Source organism: Microvirga zambiensis WSM3693 (assembly GCF_016735695.1).
GTDB lineage: Bacteria > Pseudomonadota > Alphaproteobacteria > Rhizobiales > Beijerinckiaceae > Microvirga > Microvirga zambiensis.
Window position 1 is genome coordinate 32,677 of the sequence record NZ_JAERQD010000029.1, and the last position, 21,533, is coordinate 54,209.

Consider the following 21,533-nt stretch of genomic DNA (forward strand, 5'->3'; position numbering starts at 1 on the left):
CTCCCGCCCAGGTACCGCCCCGCTCTCCTCATCGTGAGAGGCGCCGATTTGGAGAATCCGGCCAGGATCTCTATATGAAGATCAAGGAGTTAAGACCATGAAAGCGAGTTTAGCAAAATTCGCGATCGGCCAAGTGGTAAAGCACCGGGTGTTCGATTTCAGGGGGCTGATCTTCGATGTCGATCCCGAATTCGACAACACCGAGGAATGGTGGCTGTCGATTCCCGAGGAGGTCCGGCCCCGCAAGGACCAGCCCTTCTATCACCTCTTCGCCGAAAACGCGGAAACCGAGTACATCGCCTATGTCTCCGAGCAGAACCTGCTGCCGGACCATTCCGGCGAGCCCCTGCGCAATCCGATGATTTCGGAAATGTTCACGCGGGATAAGAACGGGAGCTACAAGGCCCATCCGATCCTGGCCAACTGAGAATTTCCATCTTGGACTCAAAAGAAAACGCCGGGCTGTTGGCCCGGCGTTTTCTGTTTGCCGATTGCTGCAAGCCCTTACGGCTTGGGGGCAGCCGGAGCCGCAGCGCCAAGAGCAGGAGCGCCGGGAGCAGCAGTGCCGCTCTGGCCCTGAAGCATCTTCTGACGCATCTCTTCGCTCTTCTTCTGCAGCTCTTCCTGAAGCTTCTTCTGCTGTTCCTCGAGCACCTTCGGATCGATCGGAGGACCGTCGAAGGCCTTGCCGAAGCCGGCGGCGGGAACGGCGAAGGTGATCTCGCGGCCCATCTGGTTCTGGACGCTGACGTTCAGGTTGCTGCCCTTCTTGATCGCGGCGATGAAGTCGTCCTTCACCTGAGCCTCGGCGAAGCAGCCGTTGGGCAGGCACATGACATAGCGGCCGGGGGTGGCCTGACCCTGATCGACGGCGAAGCGCAGGCCCGGCTGCAGCAGCAGGCCGAGCGGCATCACGAAGCGGACGACCTTCTGCGGCTGCTGGCCCTTCACGTCATAGACGGCGAGAGCGAGAACCGGCTGACCCTGATCCGAGACGAAGTCGCGGGTGGTGTAGCAGATCTCGGTGTTGGTGTTCTGGTCCTTGCCGCAGACCTTGGTCCATTCCGGCTGGGACGGCTCGGCCTTCACCTGCACGACGGTCGGGCCGGCATTCTGCTGCGCCGGAGCAGCGCCCGGAGCGGGCTGCTGCGGGGCTGGAGCGGCGGGACGGGCCGGCTGCGCGGCCGGGCGCTGGGCCGGAGCGGTCTGAGCCAGAACGGGTGCGCTCACCAGAAGAGCCAAGGCGGTCGCCAGGCCACGGGTCCCCCCCAGGCTCGCGAAGCGTGTCGCGAAAGACATATGTTTGATCCTCTTCAGTCGAAAGACCGGCTTTCGAATAGGCCGTTTATCCGGCGCGTTCTTAACCTGCGATGACGTGGTCAAATCCTTGCCGAATGTGGCGAAGACAAGACGTGTGGCGCTCCTTTAACCTTTCGCGTGCTAGGTTTCCAGTCACCCTGGGCAATTTTCTGTACAACATTGCCCCTAGAGTCATCGTCTCGTACCGGGAACGTCATGGGCCGCTGGCTTATACGGAAATTGCTGTTTTGTGCTGCCTTCGCCTTGTCGGGCCATAACCTCGCTTCCGCAGAGGGGGTGGAGACGCTGCGGCATGGCATCGCGATGCATGGGCAGCCCTCCCTCGCGCCCGATTTCGATCACCTGCCCTACGCGAATCCGCAGGCCCCGAAAGGCGGACGAATCACGCTGGCGCTCCAGGGCACCTTCGACAGCCTCAACCCGCTGATCGTGCTCGGCGTCGCTCCCGATGTGGTGCCGCGCTACGTGCTCCAGAGCCTGATGCTGCGCTCCACGGACGAACCGTTCACCGTCTACGGTCTCGTTGCCCGCTCGGTCGAGATGCCTGAGGATCGGAGTTCGATCACCTTCCACCTCGACCCTCGCGCCCGCTTCTCCGACGGCCATCTGCTGACCGCCGAGGACGTGCGCTTCTCGTTCGAGATGCTGAAGAAGTACGGAAAGCCGTTCCACCGGTCGAGCTTCGGCCAGGTCAAAGCGGTCGAGATCCTCGACCCGCACCGGATCCGGTTCGATCTGACCGGCTCGAACGACCGGGAATTGCCCCTGATCATCGGGACGATGGCGATCTTTCCGGCGCATGCGACGAACCCTGAGACGTTCGACAAGACGTCGCTCGCCCCACCTATCGGCTCCGGCCCTTATGCCCTGACCGAGGTCAGGCCGGGCGAGCGGGTCGTGCTAAAGAGCCGCGAGGACTATTGGGGCAAGGATCTGCCGGTCACCCGGGGCCTCTATAATTTCGATGAGATCCGCTACGATTTCTATCGCGACGCCAACAGCTTGTTCGAGGCCTTTAAGGCAGGACTTTACGATTTCAGGATCGAGGGCGATCCTGGGCAATGGGCAACGGGCTACGACATCCCGGCAGTCAGAGACGGCCGCATCGTCCGGGAGACCATGACCACCCGGGTCCCCAAGGGCATGAACGGCTTCGTCTTCAACACGCGCAAACCGCTTTTCGCGGATATTCGGGTGCGCGAGGCCCTGACCTACCTGTTCGACTTCGACTGGGTGAACCGCAACCTGTATTTCGGTCAGCTGACCCGCTCGAACAGCTATTTCTCCGGGTCGGATCTCGCCGCCGCCAGCAGACCGGCGGATGATCGGGAACGTGCCTTGCTGGCTCCCTTCCCCGATGCCGTCCGGCCGGACATCCTCGAAGGCCGTTGGGAGCCTCCAGCCGGCGACGGATCGGGCCGGGACCGGGAGATGGCACGGCGTGCCCTCGCCCTGCTCTCCGAAGTCGGCTGGACGCTCGACAACGACGTTCTGCGCAAGAAGGGAACCGGAGAGGCCTTCGCCTTCGAGATGCTCGTCAATTCCCGCCAGCAGGAGCGGCTCGCGCTCAATTTCTCGCAATCCTTAAGCCGTATAGGCATCCAGGCGCGCGTGCGCCTCGTCGACGACGTGCAATACTGGCGCCGTCTCGCCCGGTTCGACTTCGACATGGTGCAATGGCTCTGGCCCGGGACACCCTCTCCCGGCAACGAACAGCGCAACCGCTGGGGCTCGGCGGCGGCGCAAAGGAGTGGGTCGCTCAACCACGCCGGGATTACCTCAGCTGCCATCGACCGGCTCCTCGACGCCCTTTTGGAGGCGAGAAGCCGGGACGATTTCGTATCGGCCGTTCGCGCCCTCGACCGTGCGCTGCTGTCAGGATTTTATGCTGTCCCCCTGTTTTATCTGAAAGATCAATGGCTTGCCTATAGCAGCGACCTCCGGCGCCCGGAGAAGACGCCATTGATGGGAACGAATATCGACACCTGGTGGAGGCAGCCGAAATAGCGGCATCCTTCCGGTTTCGGCTCCATATTGTTGAGCTTGCGTTCATGTAGCCCGTGAAACTAATGCTCTGCTTCGACGTTGGTGAACACCTCCTGTCTCACTGTCGCGTCTCATCGCAGGGTATCGCCATGAATGGAATGCCGAAGGTCCTCGTCGTCGATAACGGCGAGCGTGCTCCCGAGAGCGCTCTGTCCGCAGAGCTCGCCGGCATGGGATACGCGAGCGTGACGACGCCCTTCGAGACCGCCGATGACGTCCTGGCCCTGATCCCGAGCCCGGCGGCGGTGGTGCTGCAGATGCCGCGCCATGCCGGATGGGCGGAGCGCCGGCGCTTCCTCGGCCTCGCCCGTCGTCTGCGCAAGAACATGGCGGAGAGCGGCACCCCTGTCATCATCACGGGCGGGGTGGCAGGAGCCGCGACGATGCTGCAGAACGAACTCGGCGTTCGGACAGTCGCGTCACCCGACTTCTAGTCCCTCAGCAAGGCAAAAGCCTCTTCTTCAGTGCAGGCCTCATTTTCGCTCGTCCGGAAATACGCGGCTGTCTGCGTGTTCCCTTGTTCCTGCTTCCGATAGACGGCAATCGTGCTGCCCGGTCCGCCTCCCGTATGTCCAACGACCTTCAGACCACCTGTCGTTTGTCCGGTCATGACGCCGAGGCCGTATCCCGGGATGGCCCAGGGTCGCCCCGGCACCGGACCGGGAAGCACCAACGGGGACAGCATTTCCTGCTTGAGATCCGACGGCAGCAGGTCGCCGGCGAATAGCCGATCGAGCAGATACGCCGCCTCCTCGACAGGTCCCACCAGCAGGCCGTGATAAACCCAGCCGGGATGATACCCCGCGGCGTTTCCCATGGTCGCCGAGTCGAGATCCGCCCTCGTGCGCGCAAAGCAAGCGCCTTCGATACCGAGCGGCTTCAAAACAAGACGCTGCAATGCCTCGCCGATGTCTGCGCCCGTTGCGACCTCAATCTGCCGAGCGACGAACAGGTAGCCGATATTGGAGTAGGCCCACCCCTCGCCCACGGGATAGCGAAGGCGGTCGGCATCGAGCCGGTCCAGAAGGTGCGGAACCTGCCAGGGCTCGTCGCCGCGTTCCACGGCCTCATGGTAGGGGCGAAAGCCGCCGTAATTCGTCAGCCCGGATCGATGCTGCAGCAGATGGCGCAAGGTATAGGGTTTGCCTTCGAGCGGCTCGTCCAAAGCGACCGCTCCGTCGCGCACGAGCGACAGAGCCGCAGCAGCAAGAACCGTCTTGGTAAAGCTCCACCAGGGTACGATCCTCCGGGAATCGCGCGCACCGACCACGCACCCGTCTTCGATCGAGGCCCAAGCTTCCACCATCAGGCCGCCTTCTTCTCCGCAATACGCACGAGGCTGCGCAGGATCGTCGTCGAGGCCTTAAGCCGCTCGTCCGGCGTCTCGACGTCGCGGACGAACACGATCTTCATGTCGGGACGCACCTTCGCGAAGGAGGCCTGCTCCGTGACATAGGAGATGAGGCCGGTCGGATTGGCGAAGGAGTTGTCGCGGAAGGAGATGATGATGCCCTTCGGCCCGCCATCCACCTTCTCCACATTGGCGCGGCGGCAGAGCACCTTGATCGCCATGATCTTGAGCAGCTGATCGACCTCCGACGGCACCGGCCCGAACCGGTCGACGAGCTCCGCCCGGAAGGCATCGATCTCCTGGTCGGTCTCGAAGGTCGAAAGGCGCCGATAAAGCCCGAGCCGCAGCTGCAGGTCGGCGATATAGCTCTCCGGGATCATCACTGGCGCGCCGACGGCGATGGTGGGCGACCATTGATCCTCCGTCGGCTCCTCGATGCCGGCCTTCAGCTGCGCCACCGCCTCTTCCAGCATCTGCTGATAGAGCTCGTAGCCGACCTCCTTGATATGGCCGGATTGCTCCTCGCCCAGAAGATTGCCCGCGCCGCGGATGTCGAGATCGTGCGAGGCGAGCTGGAAGCCTGCACCGAGAGTATCCAGCGTCTGCAGAACTTTAAGACGCCGCTCGGCCTGCACCGTCAGCGATTTGTTGGCCGGCACCGAGAACAGGGCATAGGCGCGCGTCTTGGAACGCCCGACGCGCCCGCGCAGCTGGTAGAGCTGCGACAGGCCGAACATGTCGGCGCGATGGACGATCAGCGTGTTGGCGGTCGGGATATCGAGGCCCGATTCCACGATGGTCGTCGAGAGCAGGATGTCGTACTTGCCCTCGTAGAAGGCGGTCATGACGTCTTCGAGCTGCCCCGCCGCCATCTGGCCATGCGCAACCGCCACCTTCGCCTCCGGCACCTCCTTGTCGAGAAAGGCCTTCACGTCGCCGAGATCGTCGAGACGCGGTACCACGTAGAAGGCTTGGCCCCCGCGATAGCGCTCGCGCAGCAGCGCCTCGCGGATGAGAAGCGGATCGAACGGCGTGATGAAGGTGCGCACCGCGAGGCGATCGACCGGCGGCGTCGTGATCAACGAGAGCTCGCGTACGCCTGTCAGGGCCAGCTGCAGGGTGCGCGGGATCGGCGTTGCCGACAGCGTCAGCACGTGAACCTCGGCACGAAGCTCCTTCAGGCGCTCCTTGTGAGACACGCCGAAATGCTGCTCCTCATCGACGATGATAAGGCCGAGATCCTTGAACTTGATGGTCTTGCCAAGAAGCGCATGGGTGCCGATGACGATGTCGACCGAGCCGTCGGCCAGGCCCTCTTTCGTCTTCTTCATCTCGGCGGCCGGCACGAAGCGCGAAGCCTGCGCGACGTTGAGCGGCAGGCCGCGGAAGCGGTCGCAGAAGGTGCGGTAATGCTGGCGGGAAAGAAGCGTCGTCGGCACCACCACGGCCACCTGCTTGCCGCCCATGGCGGCGACGAAGGCCGCGCGCAAAGCCACCTCCGTCTTGCCGAAGCCGACGTCGCCGCAGACGAGGCGATCCATCGGACGGCCGGAAGCCATGTCGTCGAGGACCGCCTCGATGGCGTTGAGCTGGTCCTCGGTTTCGTCATAGGGGAAACGGGCAGCGAACTCGTCGTAGAGCCCTTCCGGCGGCGTCAGGCGCGGCGCGTCCTTGAGAATTCGCGCGGCGGCGATCTTCATGAGCGCGCCCGCCATCTCACGGATGCGCTGCTTCATGCGCGCCTTGCGCGCCTGCCAGGCTCCGCCACCGAGCTTATCGAGCTGGACTTCCGTCTCTTCCGACCCGTAGCGGGTCAGAAGATCGATGTTCTCGACCGGCAGGAAAAGCCGGTCGCCGCCGGCATAATGCAGCTCGAGGCAGTCGTGCGGCGCACCTGCGGCCTCGATGGTCTTCAGCCCCTCGAAGCGCCCGATGCCGTGATCCACGTGGACGACCAGATCGCCCGGCGTAAGCGCCGCAACCTCGGTCAAAAAGTCCTGCGGCCGCTTGGACTTGCGTTTCTGGCGCACGAGACGGTCGCCGAGAATGTCCTGCTCGCTGATGACGGCGAGGTCCGCCGTCTCGAAGCCCGATTCCAAGGGCCAGATGCCGACCGGGATCTCATTGCGCGGATAGGCCATCGCGTCCGAGAAGCGCGCGATCGGCTTGGTCTGGCGCAGGTCGTGATCCTGCAGCACGTGGGATAACCGCTCGCGCGAGCCTTCCGTCCAGGCGCCGAGCATCACGCGTTTCTTAGCCGCCTGCAGGTCGCGGATATGGCGAATGACGGCCTCGAACACGTTGGCGTTCTCGTCCGCCCGTTCGGCGATGAAGTTGCGGCCCTGTCGCGCCTCGCAGTCGATGACGAGCTTTCCAGGCGATTCCGGGATCGCGAAAGGTGTCAGACGCGCAAGCGGAAGTTTCGCGGTGCGCTCAGACCATTCCTCCGGCTTGAAGTAGAGGGCATCCGGCGGCAGCGGGCGATAAGGCGCGACACCAGGCTGGTTCTGCCCCATCGCCTCCCGGCGGGCATCGTAATAGTCCTTCACCTGCGAAAGCCGCTCGCCGGCTGCATCGTCGGCCAGCGCATCGAACACCACCGGCACGTCGGGCAGATAATCGAACAGGGTATCGAGATGGTCGTGGAACAGCGGCATCCAGTGCTCGAGGCCCGGGTAGCGCCGCCCCTCGCTGATCGCCTCATAGAGCCGGTCGTCGCGGGTCGGCGCGCCGAAGGCCGCCACATAGGCCTGCCGGAAGCGCTTGATGCTCTCGGTGGTGAGCTGCACCTCGCTCATGGGCACGAGGTCGAGGGAGCGCAGGGTGCCGACCGTGCGCTGGGTCTCCGGATCGAAGGCGCGGATCGATTCCAGCGCGTCGCCGAAGAAGTCGAGGCGGACCGGATTGGGCAGGCCTGCCGGGAAGAGATCGATGATGCCGCCGCGCACCGCGTATTCGCCCGTGTCCCGAACCGTGCCGGTGCGCAGGAAGCCGTTGGCCTCGAGCCAGCCGATCAGCTGGGTCGTGTCGACCACGTTGCCGGGGGCGGCGGAAAAGGTTTCGGCCGCGATGCGGGCCTTCGGCGGCACGCGCTGAACGAGGGCGTTCACTGTCGTCGAGAGGATGCGCGGCTTGTCCTCCGAAGTCTTCGACCGGGCCAGACGCGCCAGGGTCGTCATGCGCTGCGCGGTGATCGCGGTGTTGGGCGACACGCGGTCGTAGGGCTGGCAGTCCCAGGCCGGGAACGTGAGGATCTCGACCTCGGGCGCAATGAAGGCGAGGCTGTTGGCGAAATTCTGCTGCCGCTGCCCGTCGCGGGCCACATGCACCAGGACCGCCGGCCCCTCCACCTGCCCGGAGAGGCCGCGTGCGAGATCGGCGACGGCAAGCGCGTCGAAGCCGTCGGGCACGCCGGACAACGTCAGGCTTTGGCCCTTCTTCAGGGCATCGAGGGCACGGGTCAGGGCTGGCTTCATGGCGAATTATCGGATCGTAGATAACAAGAACGCGGGCTGGTCGGACCGGTTCGTTGGATGAGAGAAAAGAGGGACGATGTAGTCCGATGCCGGGCTATCTGTCATCCCCGGTTGAAGTTGCCTTTTCTCCCCTCGGGGAGACGCCCTCCCACGTCATCACAGGCCTTGTGCCGGTGATCCAGATCGTGTGAGGCGCCTCGCTTCTCGCATCGGGATGGCCGGGACAAGCCCGGCCATGACGGGAAGCAACAGCGGCTCGCACCTCTTTATCTCAGCTATGGATCGGCGAGGTATGGGTGTGGAACGCCTTCAACCGCCGGAACAGGGGTGTGTCGTAGTTCTGCGGCGTTTCGATCTCGCCGGTAATCCAGCCGAGAAGATCCCGGTCGGTCACCTCGATCAGGCGCTCGAATTCGGCCAGATCCTCCTCGGAAAGCTCCCCGATCTCCGCATCGGCGAAGCGGCCCATGATTAGGTCCATCTCCCGCATGCCGCGGTGCCAGGAGCGATACAGGATCTGCCTGCGGCGGGTGTCGAGGCCGGCGCTGCTGCGTGTCGTTCCGCTCATGATTGCTCCGATCCGATAAGATTACGTCGCCTCAGGGCGGCTTGGCGGCTATATAACCATCTCCCTCCGACTTGCTACCCGTTTGAATGTCATTGCGTCCCTCGATTCTCGATCCCTTATTCGCCCCTGCCACCTCATTGCCGGGTGTCGGGCCGAAGATTGTCCCCCTCCTCGACCGGCTCCTCGGCGAGCCCGGCAAGCCTGCGCGCGTCGCGGATCTCCTCTTTCATGTGCCCACCAGCGGCATCTCGCGGGAGATGAAGGGCTCGGTGGCCGACGCACCCGTGGGCGAGCCGGTCACGCTCTCCGTCACCGTCGTGGGCCATCGCCCCCCGCCTCCGGGCCGCCGGGCGCCCTACCGGATCCTCGTGGAGGATGAGACGGGCGATGTGACCCTGGTCTTCTTCAATGGCCAGAAGGCACGCCTCGAGAAGATCCTGCCCGTGGGCGAACGCCGCTACGTTTCCGGCAAGATCGAGCTGTGGGACGGACGGCGCCAGATGGTGCATCCCGACCGTATCCTCGACGACAAAAGCATCGAGAACCTGCCGGCGGTGGAAGCCGTCTACGGGCTCACCGAGGGCCTCTCATCGCGCATGGTCGGCCGCTATATCGGCGCGGCGCTCGACAAGGTCCCCCGCCTGCCCGAATGGCAGGACCCGGCCTGGCTCGACCGCAACGCCCTGCCCGATTTCCAACAAGCGCTCCTCGCCCTTCACCGGCCGGACAACGCGGCGCAGCTTTCCGATGAAGCCATCGCCAAATCGACCCCGCGCCGGCGCCTCGCCTATGACGAACTGCTCGCGTCCCAGCTTGCCCTCGCGCTTGTCAGAAGCCGCATGCGGCGCCTGCCCGGCCGGGTGAATGCGGGCGACGGCCATCTGGTCGAGCGGCTGAAATCCGCCCTGCCCTTCGGGCTCACCGGCTCGCAGGCGCAGGCGATCGAGGACATCCGGCGCGACCTCGTCTCCGACAAGAAGATGCTGCGCCTGCTCCAGGGCGATGTGGGCTCGGGTAAGACCGTCGTTGGTCTTCTCACCATGGCAAGCGCCATCGAGGCCGGGCGCCAGGCCGCCATGATGGCGCCGACCGAAATCCTCGCCCGCCAGCACTACGAGCGCCTTGCTCCCATGGCCGAGCAGGCGGGCCTGACCATCGCCCTGCTCACCGGACGCGAGAAAGGCGTCGCGCGCAGGACCATTCTCGCCGGCCTCGCCGACGGCAGCATCCAGATCGCGGTCGGCACCCACGCCCTGTTCCAGGAGGGCGTGGCCTTCCAGGACCTCGGCGTTGCGGTGGTGGACGAGCAGCACCGCTTCGGCGTCCATCAGCGCCTTGCGCTCGGCTCCAAGGGCGAGGCCGTCGATATCCTGGTCATGACGGCGACGCCGATCCCGAGAACTCTGGCGCTCACCTATTTCGGCGACATGGACGTGTCGGTGCTGAACGAGAAGCCGGCCGGCCGCAAGCCCATCGCAACCAAGCTCATCGCCATCGACCGGCTCGACGAGGTCGTCGGCGGCATCGGGCGGGCCATTGCCAACGGCGATCAGGTTTATTGGGTCTGCCCGCTCGTCGGCGAATCCGAATCCATCGACCTCGCGGCGGCCGAGGAGCGGTTCGAGTTGCTCAAGGGCTTATTCGGCGATCAGGTGGGCCTCGTGCACGGCAAGATGGCCGGCAGGGACAAGGACGCCGCCATGGAGCGGTTTTCGAGCGGGGAGACGAAGGTTCTTATCTCCACCACGGTGATCGAGGTCGGCGTCGACGTGCCGAACGCCACGATCATGGTGATCGAGCATGCCGAGCGCTTCGGTCTCGCGCAGCTCCACCAGCTGCGCGGACGTATCGGACGCGGCTCGAAATCCTCGACCTGCCTGCTGGTCTACAAGGGCCCGCTCGGTCAGGTCGCGCAGGCGCGGCTGGAGATGATGCGCCAGACGGAGGACGGCTTCCGCATCGCCGAGGAGGACCTGCGGCTGCGCGGCGAAGGCGAGGTTCTGGGCACGCGCCAGTCCGGAACGCCCGGCTTCAAGCTCGCCCGCCTCGAGGTCGACGGCGATCTTCTCGGCGCCGCCCGCGACGATGCCCGCCTGATCGTGGATCGCGACCCCGATCTCGTGAGCGAGCGCGGTCAGGCGCTGAGGGTGCTGCTCTACCTGTTCGAGCGCGATTCCGCGATCCGGCTGCTGCGGGCGGGGTAGGAAACCTCCATCGTCATGGCCGCACTTGTTGCGGCCACCCACGTCTGGAGAACCTCACCGTAGAAAGACGTGGGTGCCCGGGACAAGCCCGGGCATGACGAGGATTGTTTTCTCACTCCACCGTCACGGATTTCGCGAGATTGCGCGGCTGATCCACGTCCTTCCCCATGAAGACCGCCGTGTGATAGGCGAGCAGCTGGATCGGAACGGCGTTCAGGATCGGCGCCACGATCGGGTGTACGGACGGCATCACGATGGTCGCCATCGTGTCGAGACCGGCTTCCAGAGCCCCACGCTCGTCCGTGATCAGGATGATCCGGCCGCCGCGGGCCGCGACCTCCTGCATGTTCGAAACGGTCTTCTCGAAAATCTCGTCGTGCGGCGCGATCACGATGACCGGCATGGTCTCGTCGATGAGCGCGATGGGGCCGTGCTTGAGCTCGCCGGCCGCATAGCCTTCGGCGTGGATGTAGGAGATTTCCTTGAGCTTCAGGGCCCCTTCCATCGCCAGCGGATAGGAGGTGCCGCGCCCGAGATAGAGCACGTCCTTAGCCTTGGAGAGATCGCGGGACAGGATCTCGATCTGATGCTCCCGCTTCATCGCCTCGGTCATCTGGCCGGGAATGGCAATCAGGGCATTCACCAGCTCCTTCTCATCCTCGACGCTCAGCGTGCCGCGTGCGCGGCCGGCCGCGATGGCGAGCGACAGAAGCACGGTCAGCTGGCAGGTGAAGGCCTTGGTCGAGGCGACGCCCACCTCGACGCCGGCGAGCGTTTGCGCGATGACATTGCTCTCGCGGGCCATGGTGGAGGTCGGCACATTGACGACCGACAGCGTATGCTGCTTTTCCGACGTGGCGTAGCGAAGCGAGGCGAGCGTATCCGCCGTCTCTCCCGACTGGGAGACGAACAGGGCGAGGCCGCCCGGCTCGAGCGGGGCTTCGCGGTAGCGGAACTCGGAGGCGACATCGATCTCCACCGGGATCCGCGCAAGACGCTCGAACCAGTATTTCGAGATCAGGCCGGCGAGATAGGCCGTTCCGCAGGCCGAAATCGAGATGCGCTTCAGGTCCCTGAAGTCGAACGGCAGTTCGATCGGCAATTCAATCCGTTCCGAGGCAAAGTTCGCATAATGGGCGAGCGTGCGCCCCACCACTTCAGCCTGCTCGTGGATCTCCTTGGCCATGAAATGCCGGTAATTGCCCTTGTCGGCGAGGAAGGAGCCGACGGGGATCTTGTGGCGGGTCCGGTGTACCGGCTTGCCCGTTTCGTCATGGATATCGGCGCCCTTCCGGGTCAGGATGGCCCAATCGCCATCTTCCAGATAGGCAACCTCGTTGGTGAAGGGAGCGAGCGCCAGAGCGTCGGAGCCGAGATACATCTCGCCCTCGCCGTAGCCGATGGCGAGCGGCGCGCCATGGCGCGCACCGATCAGCAGGTCGTCTTCACCGGAGAACAGGAAGCCGAGGGCGAAGGCGCCGCGCAGGCGCGGCAGGGTCACGGCGACGGCCTCGATGGGCAGGCGGCCCTGGCGGATCTCATAGGTGACGAGCTGGGCCACCACTTCCGTATCCGTCTCGGTCTCGAACCGGATGCCCTTGGACTCAAGCCCGGTCTTGAGCTCGCGGAAGTTCTCGATGATCCCGTTATGGACCACCGCCAGCTTGTCGGTGGCATGGGGGTGGGCATTAGTCTCGTTCGGCTTGCCGTGGGTCGCCCAGCGGGTATGGCCGATGCCGATCACGCCCGACAGAGGGGCCTGGGACAGCTTCGTCTCCAGGTTGCGCAGCTTGCCCTCGGCCCGGCGGCGGTCGAGCCGGCCATCTTCCAGAGTAGCGACCCCCGCGGAATCGTAACCGCGGTATTCAAGCCGTTTGAGAGCCTCGACAATCTGCGGCGCAACAGGAGTCTTTCCAACAATTCCAACGATTCCGCACATCCCCAGCAACTTCCTTAATTCAATGCAGTCAACGCTACGCTTGTCGCTTCTCATATAGAGAAGCGGTCCCCGGGCGGAATCAACTTGCGTAACCTATTGTGACAGGTGGTGTTATTTCTTCTTCGCGGCCTGGGCCTTTTCCCGGAAATCGATGGCCCAGCCTTCCTTTACAATCTGACGTCCACGCCCCAGACCCAAGGCGTCATCTGGTATATCGTCCGTAATAACTGAGCCGGATCCCACGAATGCGCCCTTGCCGATGCGGATGGGGGCCACGAGGGCGGAATTCGAACCGATGAAGGCGCCCTCGCCGACCACAGTGCGATGTTTGCCGAATCCGTCGTAGTTACAGGTGATGGTCCCTGCGCCGATATTGGCCCCGGCACCGATGCTGGCATCGCCGAGATAGGTCAGGTGGCTGACCTTCGCTCCGGCGCCGAGTTCCGTGTTCTTGATCTCGACGAAGTTGCCGACCTTGGCCTTGGGGCCGATTGAGGCGCCGGGACGCAGGCGGGCGAATGGGCCGACGCCTGCTCCGGAGGCGATCCGGGTGCCTTCCAGATGGCTGAAGCTGTGGATGACCACCCCGGCCTCGACGACCACGCCGGGGCCGAAGACCACATGCGGCTCCACCACCACGTCCTGGCCGAGCCTAGTATCGTGGCTGAAGAAGACCGTCTCCGGTGCGACAAGGGTTACGCCCGCCGCCATGGCCTCGTGGCGCAGGCGCTCCTGGATCATGCGCTCGGCGGCCGCGAGCTGAGCCCGGTCGTTGATACCGTGGACCTCCTCTTCCGGAACCACGGCGATGGCGGTCCGGTGCCCGAGGTCGCGGGCGATCTCGACGAGGTCCGTCAGGTAGTACTCAGCCTTGGCGTTGTCGTTCTTCACCCGGTCGAGAAGGGCAAGGGCCAGATCGCCGCGGATGGCCATCAGGCCGCCGTTGCAAAGCGTGATTGTCCGTTCGGCTTCCGTCGCGTCCTTATGCTCGCGAATGGCCAGAAGCTGATCACCGGACGTGATGAAACGGCCGTATCCGGTCGGGTCCTTCGCCTCGAAGCCCATCGCGACGATAGCGGCTCCGTCGGTCAGGGGAGCGCGCAGCTTGGCGAAGGTCTCCGGCAGAACGAGCGGCGTATCGCCATACGCAACGATCACGTCGTCCGTCTTCTGTTCCAGCGCCTCGCGCGCACTCAGAACCGCATGAGCCGTGCCAAGCCGGTCCCTCTGCACGAAGATGCGGGCCTCCGGCAGGATCCTGTTCGCTTCCTTCGCCACGTCCTCGCGGTCGGGCCCGATAACGACGGCGGCATCCGTGGCGCCGCCTGCTTTCAAGGCCGCGAGTACATGTCCCAGCATGGAACGGTTGGCGACCTGATGGAGCACTTTCGGCATGCCGGACTTCATCCGGGTACCTTCGCCCGCGGCGAGCACGATGGCGAGGCAGGTGCGAGCGGAAGACGTCTTGGAGGTATCGATCGAGGTCATAAAGTTTCAATCCGGTGGCGCATGGCGCTCGAGCTGGATCCGAAGAGGTATCTCTGCAGACATTTGGTGAGCGATGAGGCGGTTTCCTGCTTAGGCGTCGTTTACTTCATGCTCACGATTGACGATATGTATAAGGCATTCCAACTGTCTGGCTGAAAAGCCTCGTTCACACAAGAGTATCGCTGTGCCGGTTCCGCCAAAGGGCCCGTCCCCCTTTCACCCTCGCCGGCGCGACATGCTGGCCTATATCGGCGCCTCCGTCGCTGGGCTGGCCTACGCGCGGGCCGCATGGGCTCAAACTCCCCAGGCGACGATTGCCGCAAGGATGGGCGAGAATCAGCGGTTCGACCCGGCGACCGTGATCGACATCGCGCGACAGCTCTCCAAGAAGCCGTTCGTGCCCGCTCCCAACGACCTGCCGGACGTGTTCGGGAATCTCAATCAGGAACAATATTCCGCCATCCGCTATACGCAGCCGCCGATTTGGAGCAATGAAGCCCGTGGCATTTCCGTGGAGCCCCTCCATCGGGGCTTCGTGTTCAGAGATGCGGTCGATTTGTATCTGGTCGAGGACGGCGCCGTCAGGCGTATCGGGTACAACCCGTCTCATTTCGAGTTCGGCCGCATCACGCTACCGAACAACATAGCGGATATCGGCTATTCGGGCTTCAAGCTGATCGCCCAGATCGGAAACGGCAGGCCGTTCGATTTTGCCCTCGTCCAGGGCGGAACGTTCTTCCGCGCCATCGCGCGGGGGCAGACCTACGGTGCGATTGCGCGCGCACTGACCCTCAGGCCGGCGGAAGCGAGGGGCGAAGAATTCCCCGTCTTCCGCGCCTTCTGGCTTGAACGCCCGGCCGTCGGCAGCAACGCCATCACCGTGCATGGCGTGCTGGACTCGGAATCGACATCCGGCGCCGTCCGGATGACGTTCCGTCCCGGCGACATGACCATCGTCGATGTGGAAACGACGCTCTTCCCGCGCGTCAATCTCGAACATGTGGGCCTCGGCGGAATCGCCTCGACCTATCTTTACGGGCCGAACGACCTGCTCAATTCCGACGATATTCGCCCTGCGGTCTACGAATCCTCCGGTCTGCAGATGTTCAACGGCTCGGGCGAGTGGCTCTGGCGTCCGCTGCACAACCCGGAAACCCTGCAGATCTCCGCTTTCGTCGACAACTCGCCGCGCGGCTTCGGCCTGCTGCAGCGGGAGCGCTCGTATGAGGCGTTCCAGGACGACGACCAGCGCTTCGAGCGCCGTCCGAGCGTGTGGATCGAGCCGCTCGGCGATTGGGGCCAGGGCAGCGTCCAGCTGCTGGAGATCCCCACCGACGCCGAGATCAACGATAACATCCTCACCTATTGGCGCCCGAAGGCCCCGATGGCGGTGGGATCCGAAGTGCCGGTGGCCTATCGGCAGTATTGGGGCTGGAACTCGCCCGAGCGTCCTCCGCTCGCCACTGTGTCCTCCACCCGTTCCGGCCGCGGCAGCGGTGGCCGGCGGCGCCGATTCACCGTCGACTTTTCGGGGGATATGCTGGGTGACAATTTGCCGGCGGACCTTAAATCGGTTCTAACCGTTGGCCCCGGAACGTTCCAAAACCTCAAACTTTTGCCATATCCGGAACGAAAGACGGTACGTGTTGCGTTCGAGCTTGACCCGGGCAACGAAAACGCGTGTGAGATGCGCCTGATCCTAGAAGCAGGCGGGAAACCGATTAGCGAGACATGGCTTTATCGTTGGACACCGTAAGCCCCGACGCGAACCCGAATGTTGCCGCCCTTGAGCGGCCCGCATCCGCTATGCCCCCCGAAAAGCACCTCGATATGCCGACCCAGTCGCTCCGGCGCTGGTCGGCCTCGGAGGAGCGCAAGCCTGTTCTGCAGCATCCGCGCCTCGGCACATGGCTCGCGCGGCTGTTCGTGTTCGGCGGCGGCTTGCTGCTGACGGCCTACGGCACCTACGAGATGTACCAGGTCGTGTCGGTGAGCCGCACGACGGCGCTTCAGTGGGTGTTGGTCGGCCTGTTCACGGTCAATTTCTCCTGGATCGCCGTTGCCTTCACGAGCGCGCTCCTTGGCTTCCTCGCGCTCCTGAGGCGCCCCGGCCATCGCGGTCCGCTGCCCGCCTCTCTGCAACAACGCACTGCGGTCGTCATGCCCGTCTATAACGAGCAGACCGACCGCACCTTCGCGGCGCTGGAGGCGATCTACGAGTCGGTCCAGGCAACCGGTCTCGGCGCACACTTCGATTATTTCATCCTCTCCGACACGACCAACCCGGACGCCTGGATCGCCGAGGAGCGCGCTTTCCTTGCCCTAAGGGAGCGACTCGGCCCCGGCGCGCGGTTCTATTACCGTCACCGGCAGAAGAACCATCACCGCAAGGCCGGGAATATTGCCGATTTCGTGTCTCGTTGGGGCGGCCATTACGAGCACATGCTCGTGCTGGATGCGGACAGCCTCATGACCGGCGACTGCATCGTGCGCCTCGCCGCCGCCATGGAGGCCGATCCCGATGCCGGCATCATCCAGTCGCTGCCGCTGATCATCAACCGCAACACGCTCTTCGCGCGCCTTCAGCAATATGCCGCCCGCGTCACCGGCCCGGTCATCGCCATGGGCCTTGCCGTCTGGATGGGACGCGACGGCAATTACTGGGGCCACAATGCGATCATTCGCACAAAAGCCTTCGCTGCCCAGGGCGGCCTGCCGGATCTGAAGGGCAAACCGCCCTTCGGCGGCCATATCCTGAGCCATGACTTCGTCGAGGCCGCTCTGCTTCGCCGTGCCGGTTGGTCGGTCTACATGCTGGCCGACCTCCAGGGCTCCTATGAGGAGAGCCCGCCCTCGCTGATCGATCTGTCCGCCCGCGACCGGCGCTGGTGCCAGGGCAATCTCCAGCATATGCGGGTTATCGGCGCCAAGGGCCTGAAGCTGCCGACGCGCCAGCATTTCGCCACCGGCATCATGTCGTATCTGGCGTCGCCGTTCTGGCTGTTCCAGCTGATCGTCGGTATCGCGCTGGTCCTGCAGACGACCTACATCCGGCCGGAATATTTCGCCCGCGACTTCCGCCTCTATCCGATCTGGCCTCGGTTCGATCCCGAGCGAGCCCTTGCGCTGTTCGCGCTCACCATGGGGATCCTGCTAGCGCCGAAGGTGTTCGGCCTTCTGCTCATGCTCATCCGCGGCGAAGACCGTCGTGCCTCCGGAGGCGGTATCAGGCTGATCGTTTCATCCACGATCGAGATCATTCTGTCCGCCCTTCTGGCGCCGATCCTGATGCTGATTCAGTCGGGCTCCGTGTTCCAGATCCTGCTCGGCCGCGATACGGGCTGGCAGCCGCAGCGCCGCGACGACGGGTCGATCCCCTTCAGGGACATCGTCCGCCGGCATCGCGCTCACACGGTTCTCGGCGCTCTTGCGGGCATCTCGGCCTTCATGATCGCCACGTCCCTGTTCCTGTGGATGTCGCCGACGATCATCGGCCTGCTGCTCGCAATTCCGCTCTCCTGGCTCAGCGGCCAGCTCGGTGCGGGCCTGGCCCTGAAGCGGCTCGGGCTTCTTCGCACGCCTGAGGAGTACCGCCCGCCGGACATCGCCGTCCGCGCCAATGAGCTTCAGGCCCGCAATGCCGGTTTCGGCTTCGACGATGCCGACAGCCTCAGGGCAATCTTCGCGGATGGGACCTTGAGGGAGCGCCACATCGAGATGCTTCCGCACGCCGCTCCCCGCAAGCGTGGCGTCATCGAGACCGAACGAGCTCTGGCCGAGGCCAAGATCGTTGATGCCGAGACCATCGAGGATGCGGTGGAATGGCTGCACAACAAGGAGCGGATGGTGGTTCTTCACGACCGCGCCCTGCTCGACATGCTGGTTCATCTCAAGCCGAAGCCGATCGAAGCACAAGCAGCCGAGTGACGGCCTTATCGAAACCGGGGCATCAAGTCCCGGTTTTCGTTTGGATGGCAGGCTTGGACATTTCGCTGTCGCCCGCCACCTCGCTCAGCACCCAATCCCGGAACGCCTGGACCTTGGCGGATCTCCTGCGGCCTTTCGGATAAACGAGCCAATAGCTGCGATCCGTTGTGGCCAGCAGATCGAACGGCTTGACGAGTCGGCCTGACGCAAGGTCGTCCGGAAAGAAGAAGGGATTGATCAGCGCCACGCCCTGGCCCGCAATGGCCGCCATGCCCTCGAACTGCTGCACCCCGAGAGAATTGTCCGGGCGGTGCGAGAGGTCGACGTCCTGCACGCCTGCTGCGGCGAACCAATCCAGCCACCACGGATCGCTCGGCGAGATGAGCGGAAGTTTGAGAATGTCGACAGGCTCGCGCAACTCCACATCCTGCAGCAGCTCCGGGCTGCAGACAGGCGTGAACTGGTTGGGGAACAGCATGTGCGCCTCGACGCCGGACCATTCTCCCGTGCCGCTCCTGATCCCAATGTCGAACTCGCTCCGCGTGATCTCGACGATGTCGGTCGAGACCGACACCTGAACAGCGATGTTCGGATGGAGCTGCCGGAAGCGTCCGAGGCGCGGAACAAGCCAGTTTGAGGCGAAAGTCGAGAGTGTGGTGATCGAGAGGACCGTCTGAACCGCCTCCTCGACGCCGGCGAAAGCATTCCGCAAAGCCTCGAAAGCCTCGGTCACGGCTGGCGCAAGCTGCCGCCCCTTGGGAGTCAGCGTCACCTGGCGCGGCAAGCGGATGAAAAGCGGCGCGCCGATCCGGTCCTCGAGGATCTTGATCTGATAGCTCACGGCAGCCTGCGTCATCCCGAGCTCCTCGGCGGCCCTGGTGAAGCTCTGATGGCGCGCCGCCGCCTCGAAGACACGGACGGCACTCATGGGAGGAAGTTTGGAAGGCGTTTTCGGCATCGTCGATCCATAAGGGCACCTTATGCCAGCCCATTGGCATTTGCTTTGTCAAGCTCCCCGCTCAGGCGCATTCTCGGGACATCACAGAGGGCAAGGACGCCCTCGGCAAACAACCATGTAGGCTGTCATGAGATACGAAGATGTCCGCCGCCTGCGCGGCGTTGAGAGCGCTTGGATGCACCTGAAGCTCTGGTTCAGGCCTGCCTTCCGGCATACCGGCCCGGTCATTTCGGACCTGAGCCACCTCTCAGACCACGAGAGGCGCGATATCGGCCTCCCCGAGCAGGTCCGCTATATGGATGGCGAGCCTGTCCGCTCGCTGGACTGGCATAGTCTGAAGGACCTGCGGTAAGCACCATCAGGACGTCAGGCGGCTCGGCTTCAGGTCTCCGCTCTTTTCGAGCAGCGAATGCCCCGTCGAGGCGATATGAGCCTCGATGCGCTTGAGATCGCGCACGATGTCGAGTTGGAGCGCGCTGGTGTCCCCGGCCGACCGGCCCGACCGGAGCTGATCGAGATGCTTCTGGGCGACCGCGCGTTCGAGATCGCGGAAGCGCTCCTTCTCGGAGACGAGCCTGCGCGCCGAGCCGATGTCCTGGAACATCAGCACGGACGCCGCGAGCTGCAGATGCTCCAGGAGCTTTCCGTGCATGCCGGTGATGTCGTCCAGACTGTCCTTCGGCAGGCGCAAGTGGTTCTTGATGCGCTTGGCGGCAAGCTCCATCAGGTTCTTGTCGATGATGTCGCCCACGTGCTCGAGATTGATCGCGAAGGCGAGAATGTCCGACAGGCGCTTGGCTTCTTCCTCGCTTAGGGCCTCGTGATTGATGGAGCTCAGGTAGCGGCGAATCGCGCTGAAGAGGCGATCAAGCACGTCGTCGGTGCGGCTGACCTGGTCGACGCGGCCGATATCGTCCTGCCGGAAGAGATCCTGCGAGCTGCGGAGCATGGAATCGACCGTGTCGACCATGCGCAGGACTTCACGGGCAGCATTCGACAGCGCAACGGACGGCGTGTCGAGCGCGTCCTTGTCGAGATATTGCGGCGTGCCGGGATCCGACGCCCGGAGCTTCTCTGGAAAGAGCTTGAGCAGCAGCTCCGCGATCCATGGCAGCGGCAGGATGAAGATCGCCGCGACCGCGACATTGAACAGCGTATGGAAATTCGCCGCCAGACGAGCAGGATTCGGTTCGAAGATCGACATGGCCCCCAGAATCGGGTCGATCAGCGGCAGCGCCACGAGGCAGCCGAGAACCCGCATGGCGAAGTTGCCGAACGGCACCCGTAGCTTGACCGGGTCACCGCTTGTGCCCTCCAGCAGCGGATTAAGAGAACTCCCCAGATTGGCGCCGAGCACCATCACCATTGCCGAATGAGCGTCGATCACGCCTGCCGTCGCCAGGGACATGATGAACAGCATGGCGGCGACGCTGGAATGGGCGAGCCATGCGAAGGCCGCCGATAGAAGGACGAGAATCAGCGGATCGGGCGCGATCACCGCAAGAAGATCCTTGAGGACCTGCGACGACTCGATCGGACGAACCGTCTCCCCGAGAAGATGCAGCGAAAGCAGCATCAGCCCCAGGCCGATGGTCACGCGGCCGAGATCCTTGACGCGGCTCGTCCGGCCTCTCCGGTAGGCGATGAACCCGCCGAAAACCAGGGCCGGAAAGATCAGTGAGACATCAAAGGACAGGACCTGCACGATCAACGTGGTGCCCACATTCGCACCGAGCATGACGGCCAGGGCCGGCACCATGTCAACGGCGCCGCCTGCCGTAAAGGACGCCACCATCAGTGCGGTAGCGGTACTGCTTTGCAGAACCGTCGTGACGCCGACGCCGGCAAGGAAGGCCTGGAGGCGCGTTCTCAGAGCAGTTCCGAGGATCCAGCGCAGATCGCTGCCGAAGGCGCGTTGAACCCCGCTATTGACCATGGTGATTCCCCACAGAAGCAGGGCAATCTCACCGAGAAGATGGATCAGGACGGAGGTCGCGGACATTCAATCCTCAGGACTCAGATCATTTGCACAAACCTCTTGCTTACCGGCCAATGAGCGCGGCGGCAATAAGGTTGCCGGCTAATAACGGCCATGTACCGGAATAATCTGCAAAAAATGCCCTTATTTCCGCCCGATCCGAGGCTTCTGAGGCCAGCTTCCGCAACGGCACAATGCGGCTCCGACGGCCATATTCCCAAGCTTGGCTTAATCCATAGGAATTCACTTCCAACTCCAAAGCTTGCCGAGATTTTGCT

15 protein-coding genes are annotated in these 21,533 nt (G+C 63.9%); 7 read left to right on the forward strand and 8 right to left on the reverse strand.

The annotated features are described in order from the left end of the window. Positions 1–97 precede the first annotated feature (97 nt). The gene (gene hspQ / locus JKL46_RS20430; protein WP_201836667.1) at positions 98–427 is read left to right on the forward strand and encodes a heat shock protein HspQ; all 330 of its coding nucleotides are present in this window, start codon (positions 98–100) and stop codon (positions 425–427) included. A 77-nt stretch (positions 428–504) separates the two neighbouring features. On the opposite strand, the gene JKL46_RS20435 is transcribed toward hspQ, so the two are convergent. Next, positions 505–1,299, reverse strand: coding sequence for an invasion associated locus B family protein (locus JKL46_RS20435; RefSeq protein WP_201836669.1), 795 nt, complete (start codon positions 1,297–1,299; stop codon positions 505–507). 216 nt (positions 1,300–1,515) lie between these two features. On the opposite strand from JKL46_RS20435, the gene JKL46_RS20440 reads away from it, so the two are divergent. Together JKL46_RS20440 and JKL46_RS20445 are read left to right on the forward strand one after the other, a co-directional pair. Then, positions 1,516–3,327 (forward strand): extracellular solute-binding protein, encoded by a 1,812-nt coding sequence (locus JKL46_RS20440; protein ID WP_201836670.1) that lies wholly within the window; start codon positions 1,516–1,518, stop codon positions 3,325–3,327. Between the two features lie 128 nt (positions 3,328–3,455). Continuing rightward, complete coding sequence (locus JKL46_RS20445) at positions 3,456–3,800, forward strand: response regulator transcription factor (protein ID WP_201836672.1); 345 nt, start codon at positions 3,456–3,458, stop codon at positions 3,798–3,800. On the opposite strand, the gene JKL46_RS20450 is transcribed toward JKL46_RS20445, so the two are convergent. The 3 genes from JKL46_RS20450 to JKL46_RS20460 form a co-directional block, all read right to left on the reverse strand. Further along, positions 3,797–4,672 carry a serine hydrolase domain-containing protein gene (locus JKL46_RS20450; protein ID WP_201836674.1) on the reverse strand — a complete coding sequence of 292 codons (876 nt, stop codon included), beginning with the start codon at positions 4,670–4,672 and terminating at the stop codon, positions 3,797–3,799. The two genes, JKL46_RS20445 and JKL46_RS20450, sit on opposite strands and share 4 nt — an antisense overlap. Next, positions 4,672–8,193, reverse strand: coding sequence for a transcription-repair coupling factor (mfd, locus tag JKL46_RS20455; RefSeq protein WP_201836676.1), 3,522 nt, complete (start codon positions 8,191–8,193; stop codon positions 4,672–4,674). The genes JKL46_RS20450 and mfd overlap by 1 nt, the downstream gene beginning before the upstream one ends. A 271-nt stretch (positions 8,194–8,464) precedes the next feature. Continuing rightward, on the reverse strand, positions 8,465–8,761 hold the full coding sequence (locus JKL46_RS20460) for an FAD assembly factor SdhE (protein WP_201836678.1): 297 nt from the start codon (positions 8,759–8,761) through the stop codon (positions 8,465–8,467). Positions 8,762–8,847: 86 nt separating this feature from the next. Here JKL46_RS20460 and recG point away from each other — a divergent pair, with 86 nt between their 5' ends. Further along, a complete protein-coding gene (recG, locus tag JKL46_RS20465) occupies positions 8,848–10,965 on the forward strand; it encodes an ATP-dependent DNA helicase RecG (RefSeq protein WP_201836680.1) in 2,118 nt (705 codons plus the stop codon). A gap of 112 nt (positions 10,966–11,077) precedes the next feature. On the opposite strand, the gene glmS is transcribed toward recG, so the two are convergent. Both glmS and glmU read right to left on the reverse strand, forming a co-directional pair. Beyond that, the gene (gene glmS, locus JKL46_RS20470) at positions 11,078–12,904 is read right to left on the reverse strand and encodes a glutamine--fructose-6-phosphate transaminase (isomerizing) (RefSeq protein ID WP_201836682.1); all 1,827 of its coding nucleotides are present in this window, start codon (positions 12,902–12,904) and stop codon (positions 11,078–11,080) included. 111 nt (positions 12,905–13,015) lie between these two features. After that, positions 13,016–14,392 carry a bifunctional UDP-N-acetylglucosamine diphosphorylase/glucosamine-1-phosphate N-acetyltransferase GlmU gene (gene glmU / locus JKL46_RS20475; protein WP_201836684.1) on the reverse strand — a complete coding sequence of 459 codons (1,377 nt, stop codon included), beginning with the start codon at positions 14,390–14,392 and terminating at the stop codon, positions 13,016–13,018. A gap of 184 nt (positions 14,393–14,576) precedes the next feature. Here glmU and JKL46_RS20480 point away from each other — a divergent pair, with 184 nt between their 5' ends. Both JKL46_RS20480 and mdoH read left to right on the forward strand, forming a co-directional pair. Further along, positions 14,577–16,148, forward strand: coding sequence for an OpgD/OpgG family glucan biosynthesis protein (locus JKL46_RS20480; RefSeq protein ID WP_343074085.1), 1,572 nt, complete (start codon positions 14,577–14,579; stop codon positions 16,146–16,148). Beyond that, the gene (gene mdoH / locus JKL46_RS20485) at positions 16,124–18,319 is read left to right on the forward strand and encodes a glucans biosynthesis glucosyltransferase MdoH (protein WP_201836686.1); all 2,196 of its coding nucleotides are present in this window, start codon (positions 16,124–16,126) and stop codon (positions 18,317–18,319) included. Before JKL46_RS20480 ends, mdoH begins: the two co-directional genes overlap by 25 nt. Positions 18,320–18,341: 22 nt before the next feature. On the opposite strand, the gene gcvA is transcribed toward mdoH, so the two are convergent. Then, a complete protein-coding gene (gcvA, locus tag JKL46_RS20490) occupies positions 18,342–19,277 on the reverse strand; it encodes a transcriptional regulator GcvA (RefSeq protein WP_201836688.1) in 936 nt (311 codons plus the stop codon). 127 nt (positions 19,278–19,404) lie between these two features. Here gcvA and JKL46_RS20495 point away from each other — a divergent pair, with 127 nt between their 5' ends. Then, on the forward strand, positions 19,405–19,629 hold the full coding sequence (locus JKL46_RS20495; RefSeq protein ID WP_201836690.1) for a hypothetical protein: 225 nt from the start codon (positions 19,405–19,407) through the stop codon (positions 19,627–19,629). A 6-nt stretch (positions 19,630–19,635) separates the two neighbouring features. Here the strand turns inward: JKL46_RS20495 and JKL46_RS20500 are convergent, their stop codons facing one another. Next, a complete protein-coding gene (locus JKL46_RS20500) occupies positions 19,636–21,279 on the reverse strand; it encodes a Na/Pi cotransporter family protein (protein ID WP_201836692.1) in 1,644 nt (547 codons plus the stop codon). Positions 21,280–21,533: the final 254 nt, after the last annotated feature.

What these genes read in the sequence shown, in the direction of transcription:
- JKL46_RS20460 (WP_201836678.1), bottom strand. Translation starts at nt 8,761, where the DNA reads ATGAGCGGAACGACACGCAGCAGCGCCGGCCTCGACACCCGCCGCAGG.
- JKL46_RS20500 (WP_201836692.1), bottom strand. Translation starts at nt 21,279, where the DNA reads ATGTCCGCGACCTCCGTCCTGATCCATCTTCTCGGTGAGATTGCCCTG.
- recG (WP_201836680.1), top strand. Translation starts at nt 8,848, where the DNA reads ATGTCATTGCGTCCCTCGATTCTCGATCCCTTATTCGCCCCTGCCACC.
- glmU (WP_201836684.1), bottom strand. Translation starts at nt 14,392, where the DNA reads ATGACCTCGATCGATACCTCCAAGACGTCTTCCGCTCGCACCTGCCTC.
- mfd (WP_201836676.1), bottom strand. Translation starts at nt 8,193, where the DNA reads ATGAAGCCAGCCCTGACCCGTGCCCTCGATGCCCTGAAGAAGGGCCAA.
- JKL46_RS20495 (WP_201836690.1), top strand. Translation starts at nt 19,405, where the DNA reads ATGAGATACGAAGATGTCCGCCGCCTGCGCGGCGTTGAGAGCGCTTGG.
- gcvA (WP_201836688.1), bottom strand. Translation starts at nt 19,277, where the DNA reads ATGCCGAAAACGCCTTCCAAACTTCCTCCCATGAGTGCCGTCCGTGTC.
- JKL46_RS20450 (WP_201836674.1), bottom strand. Translation starts at nt 4,672, where the DNA reads ATGGTGGAAGCTTGGGCCTCGATCGAAGACGGGTGCGTGGTCGGTGCG.
- glmS (WP_201836682.1), bottom strand. Translation starts at nt 12,904, where the DNA reads ATGTGCGGAATCGTTGGAATTGTTGGAAAGACTCCTGTTGCGCCGCAG.
- JKL46_RS20445 (WP_201836672.1), top strand. Translation starts at nt 3,456, where the DNA reads ATGAATGGAATGCCGAAGGTCCTCGTCGTCGATAACGGCGAGCGTGCT.
- JKL46_RS20440 (WP_201836670.1), top strand. Translation starts at nt 1,516, where the DNA reads ATGGGCCGCTGGCTTATACGGAAATTGCTGTTTTGTGCTGCCTTCGCC.
- hspQ (WP_201836667.1), top strand. Translation starts at nt 98, where the DNA reads ATGAAAGCGAGTTTAGCAAAATTCGCGATCGGCCAAGTGGTAAAGCAC.
- mdoH (WP_201836686.1), top strand. Translation starts at nt 16,124, where the DNA reads ATGGCTTTATCGTTGGACACCGTAAGCCCCGACGCGAACCCGAATGTT.
- JKL46_RS20435 (WP_201836669.1), bottom strand. Translation starts at nt 1,299, where the DNA reads ATGTCTTTCGCGACACGCTTCGCGAGCCTGGGGGGGACCCGTGGCCTG.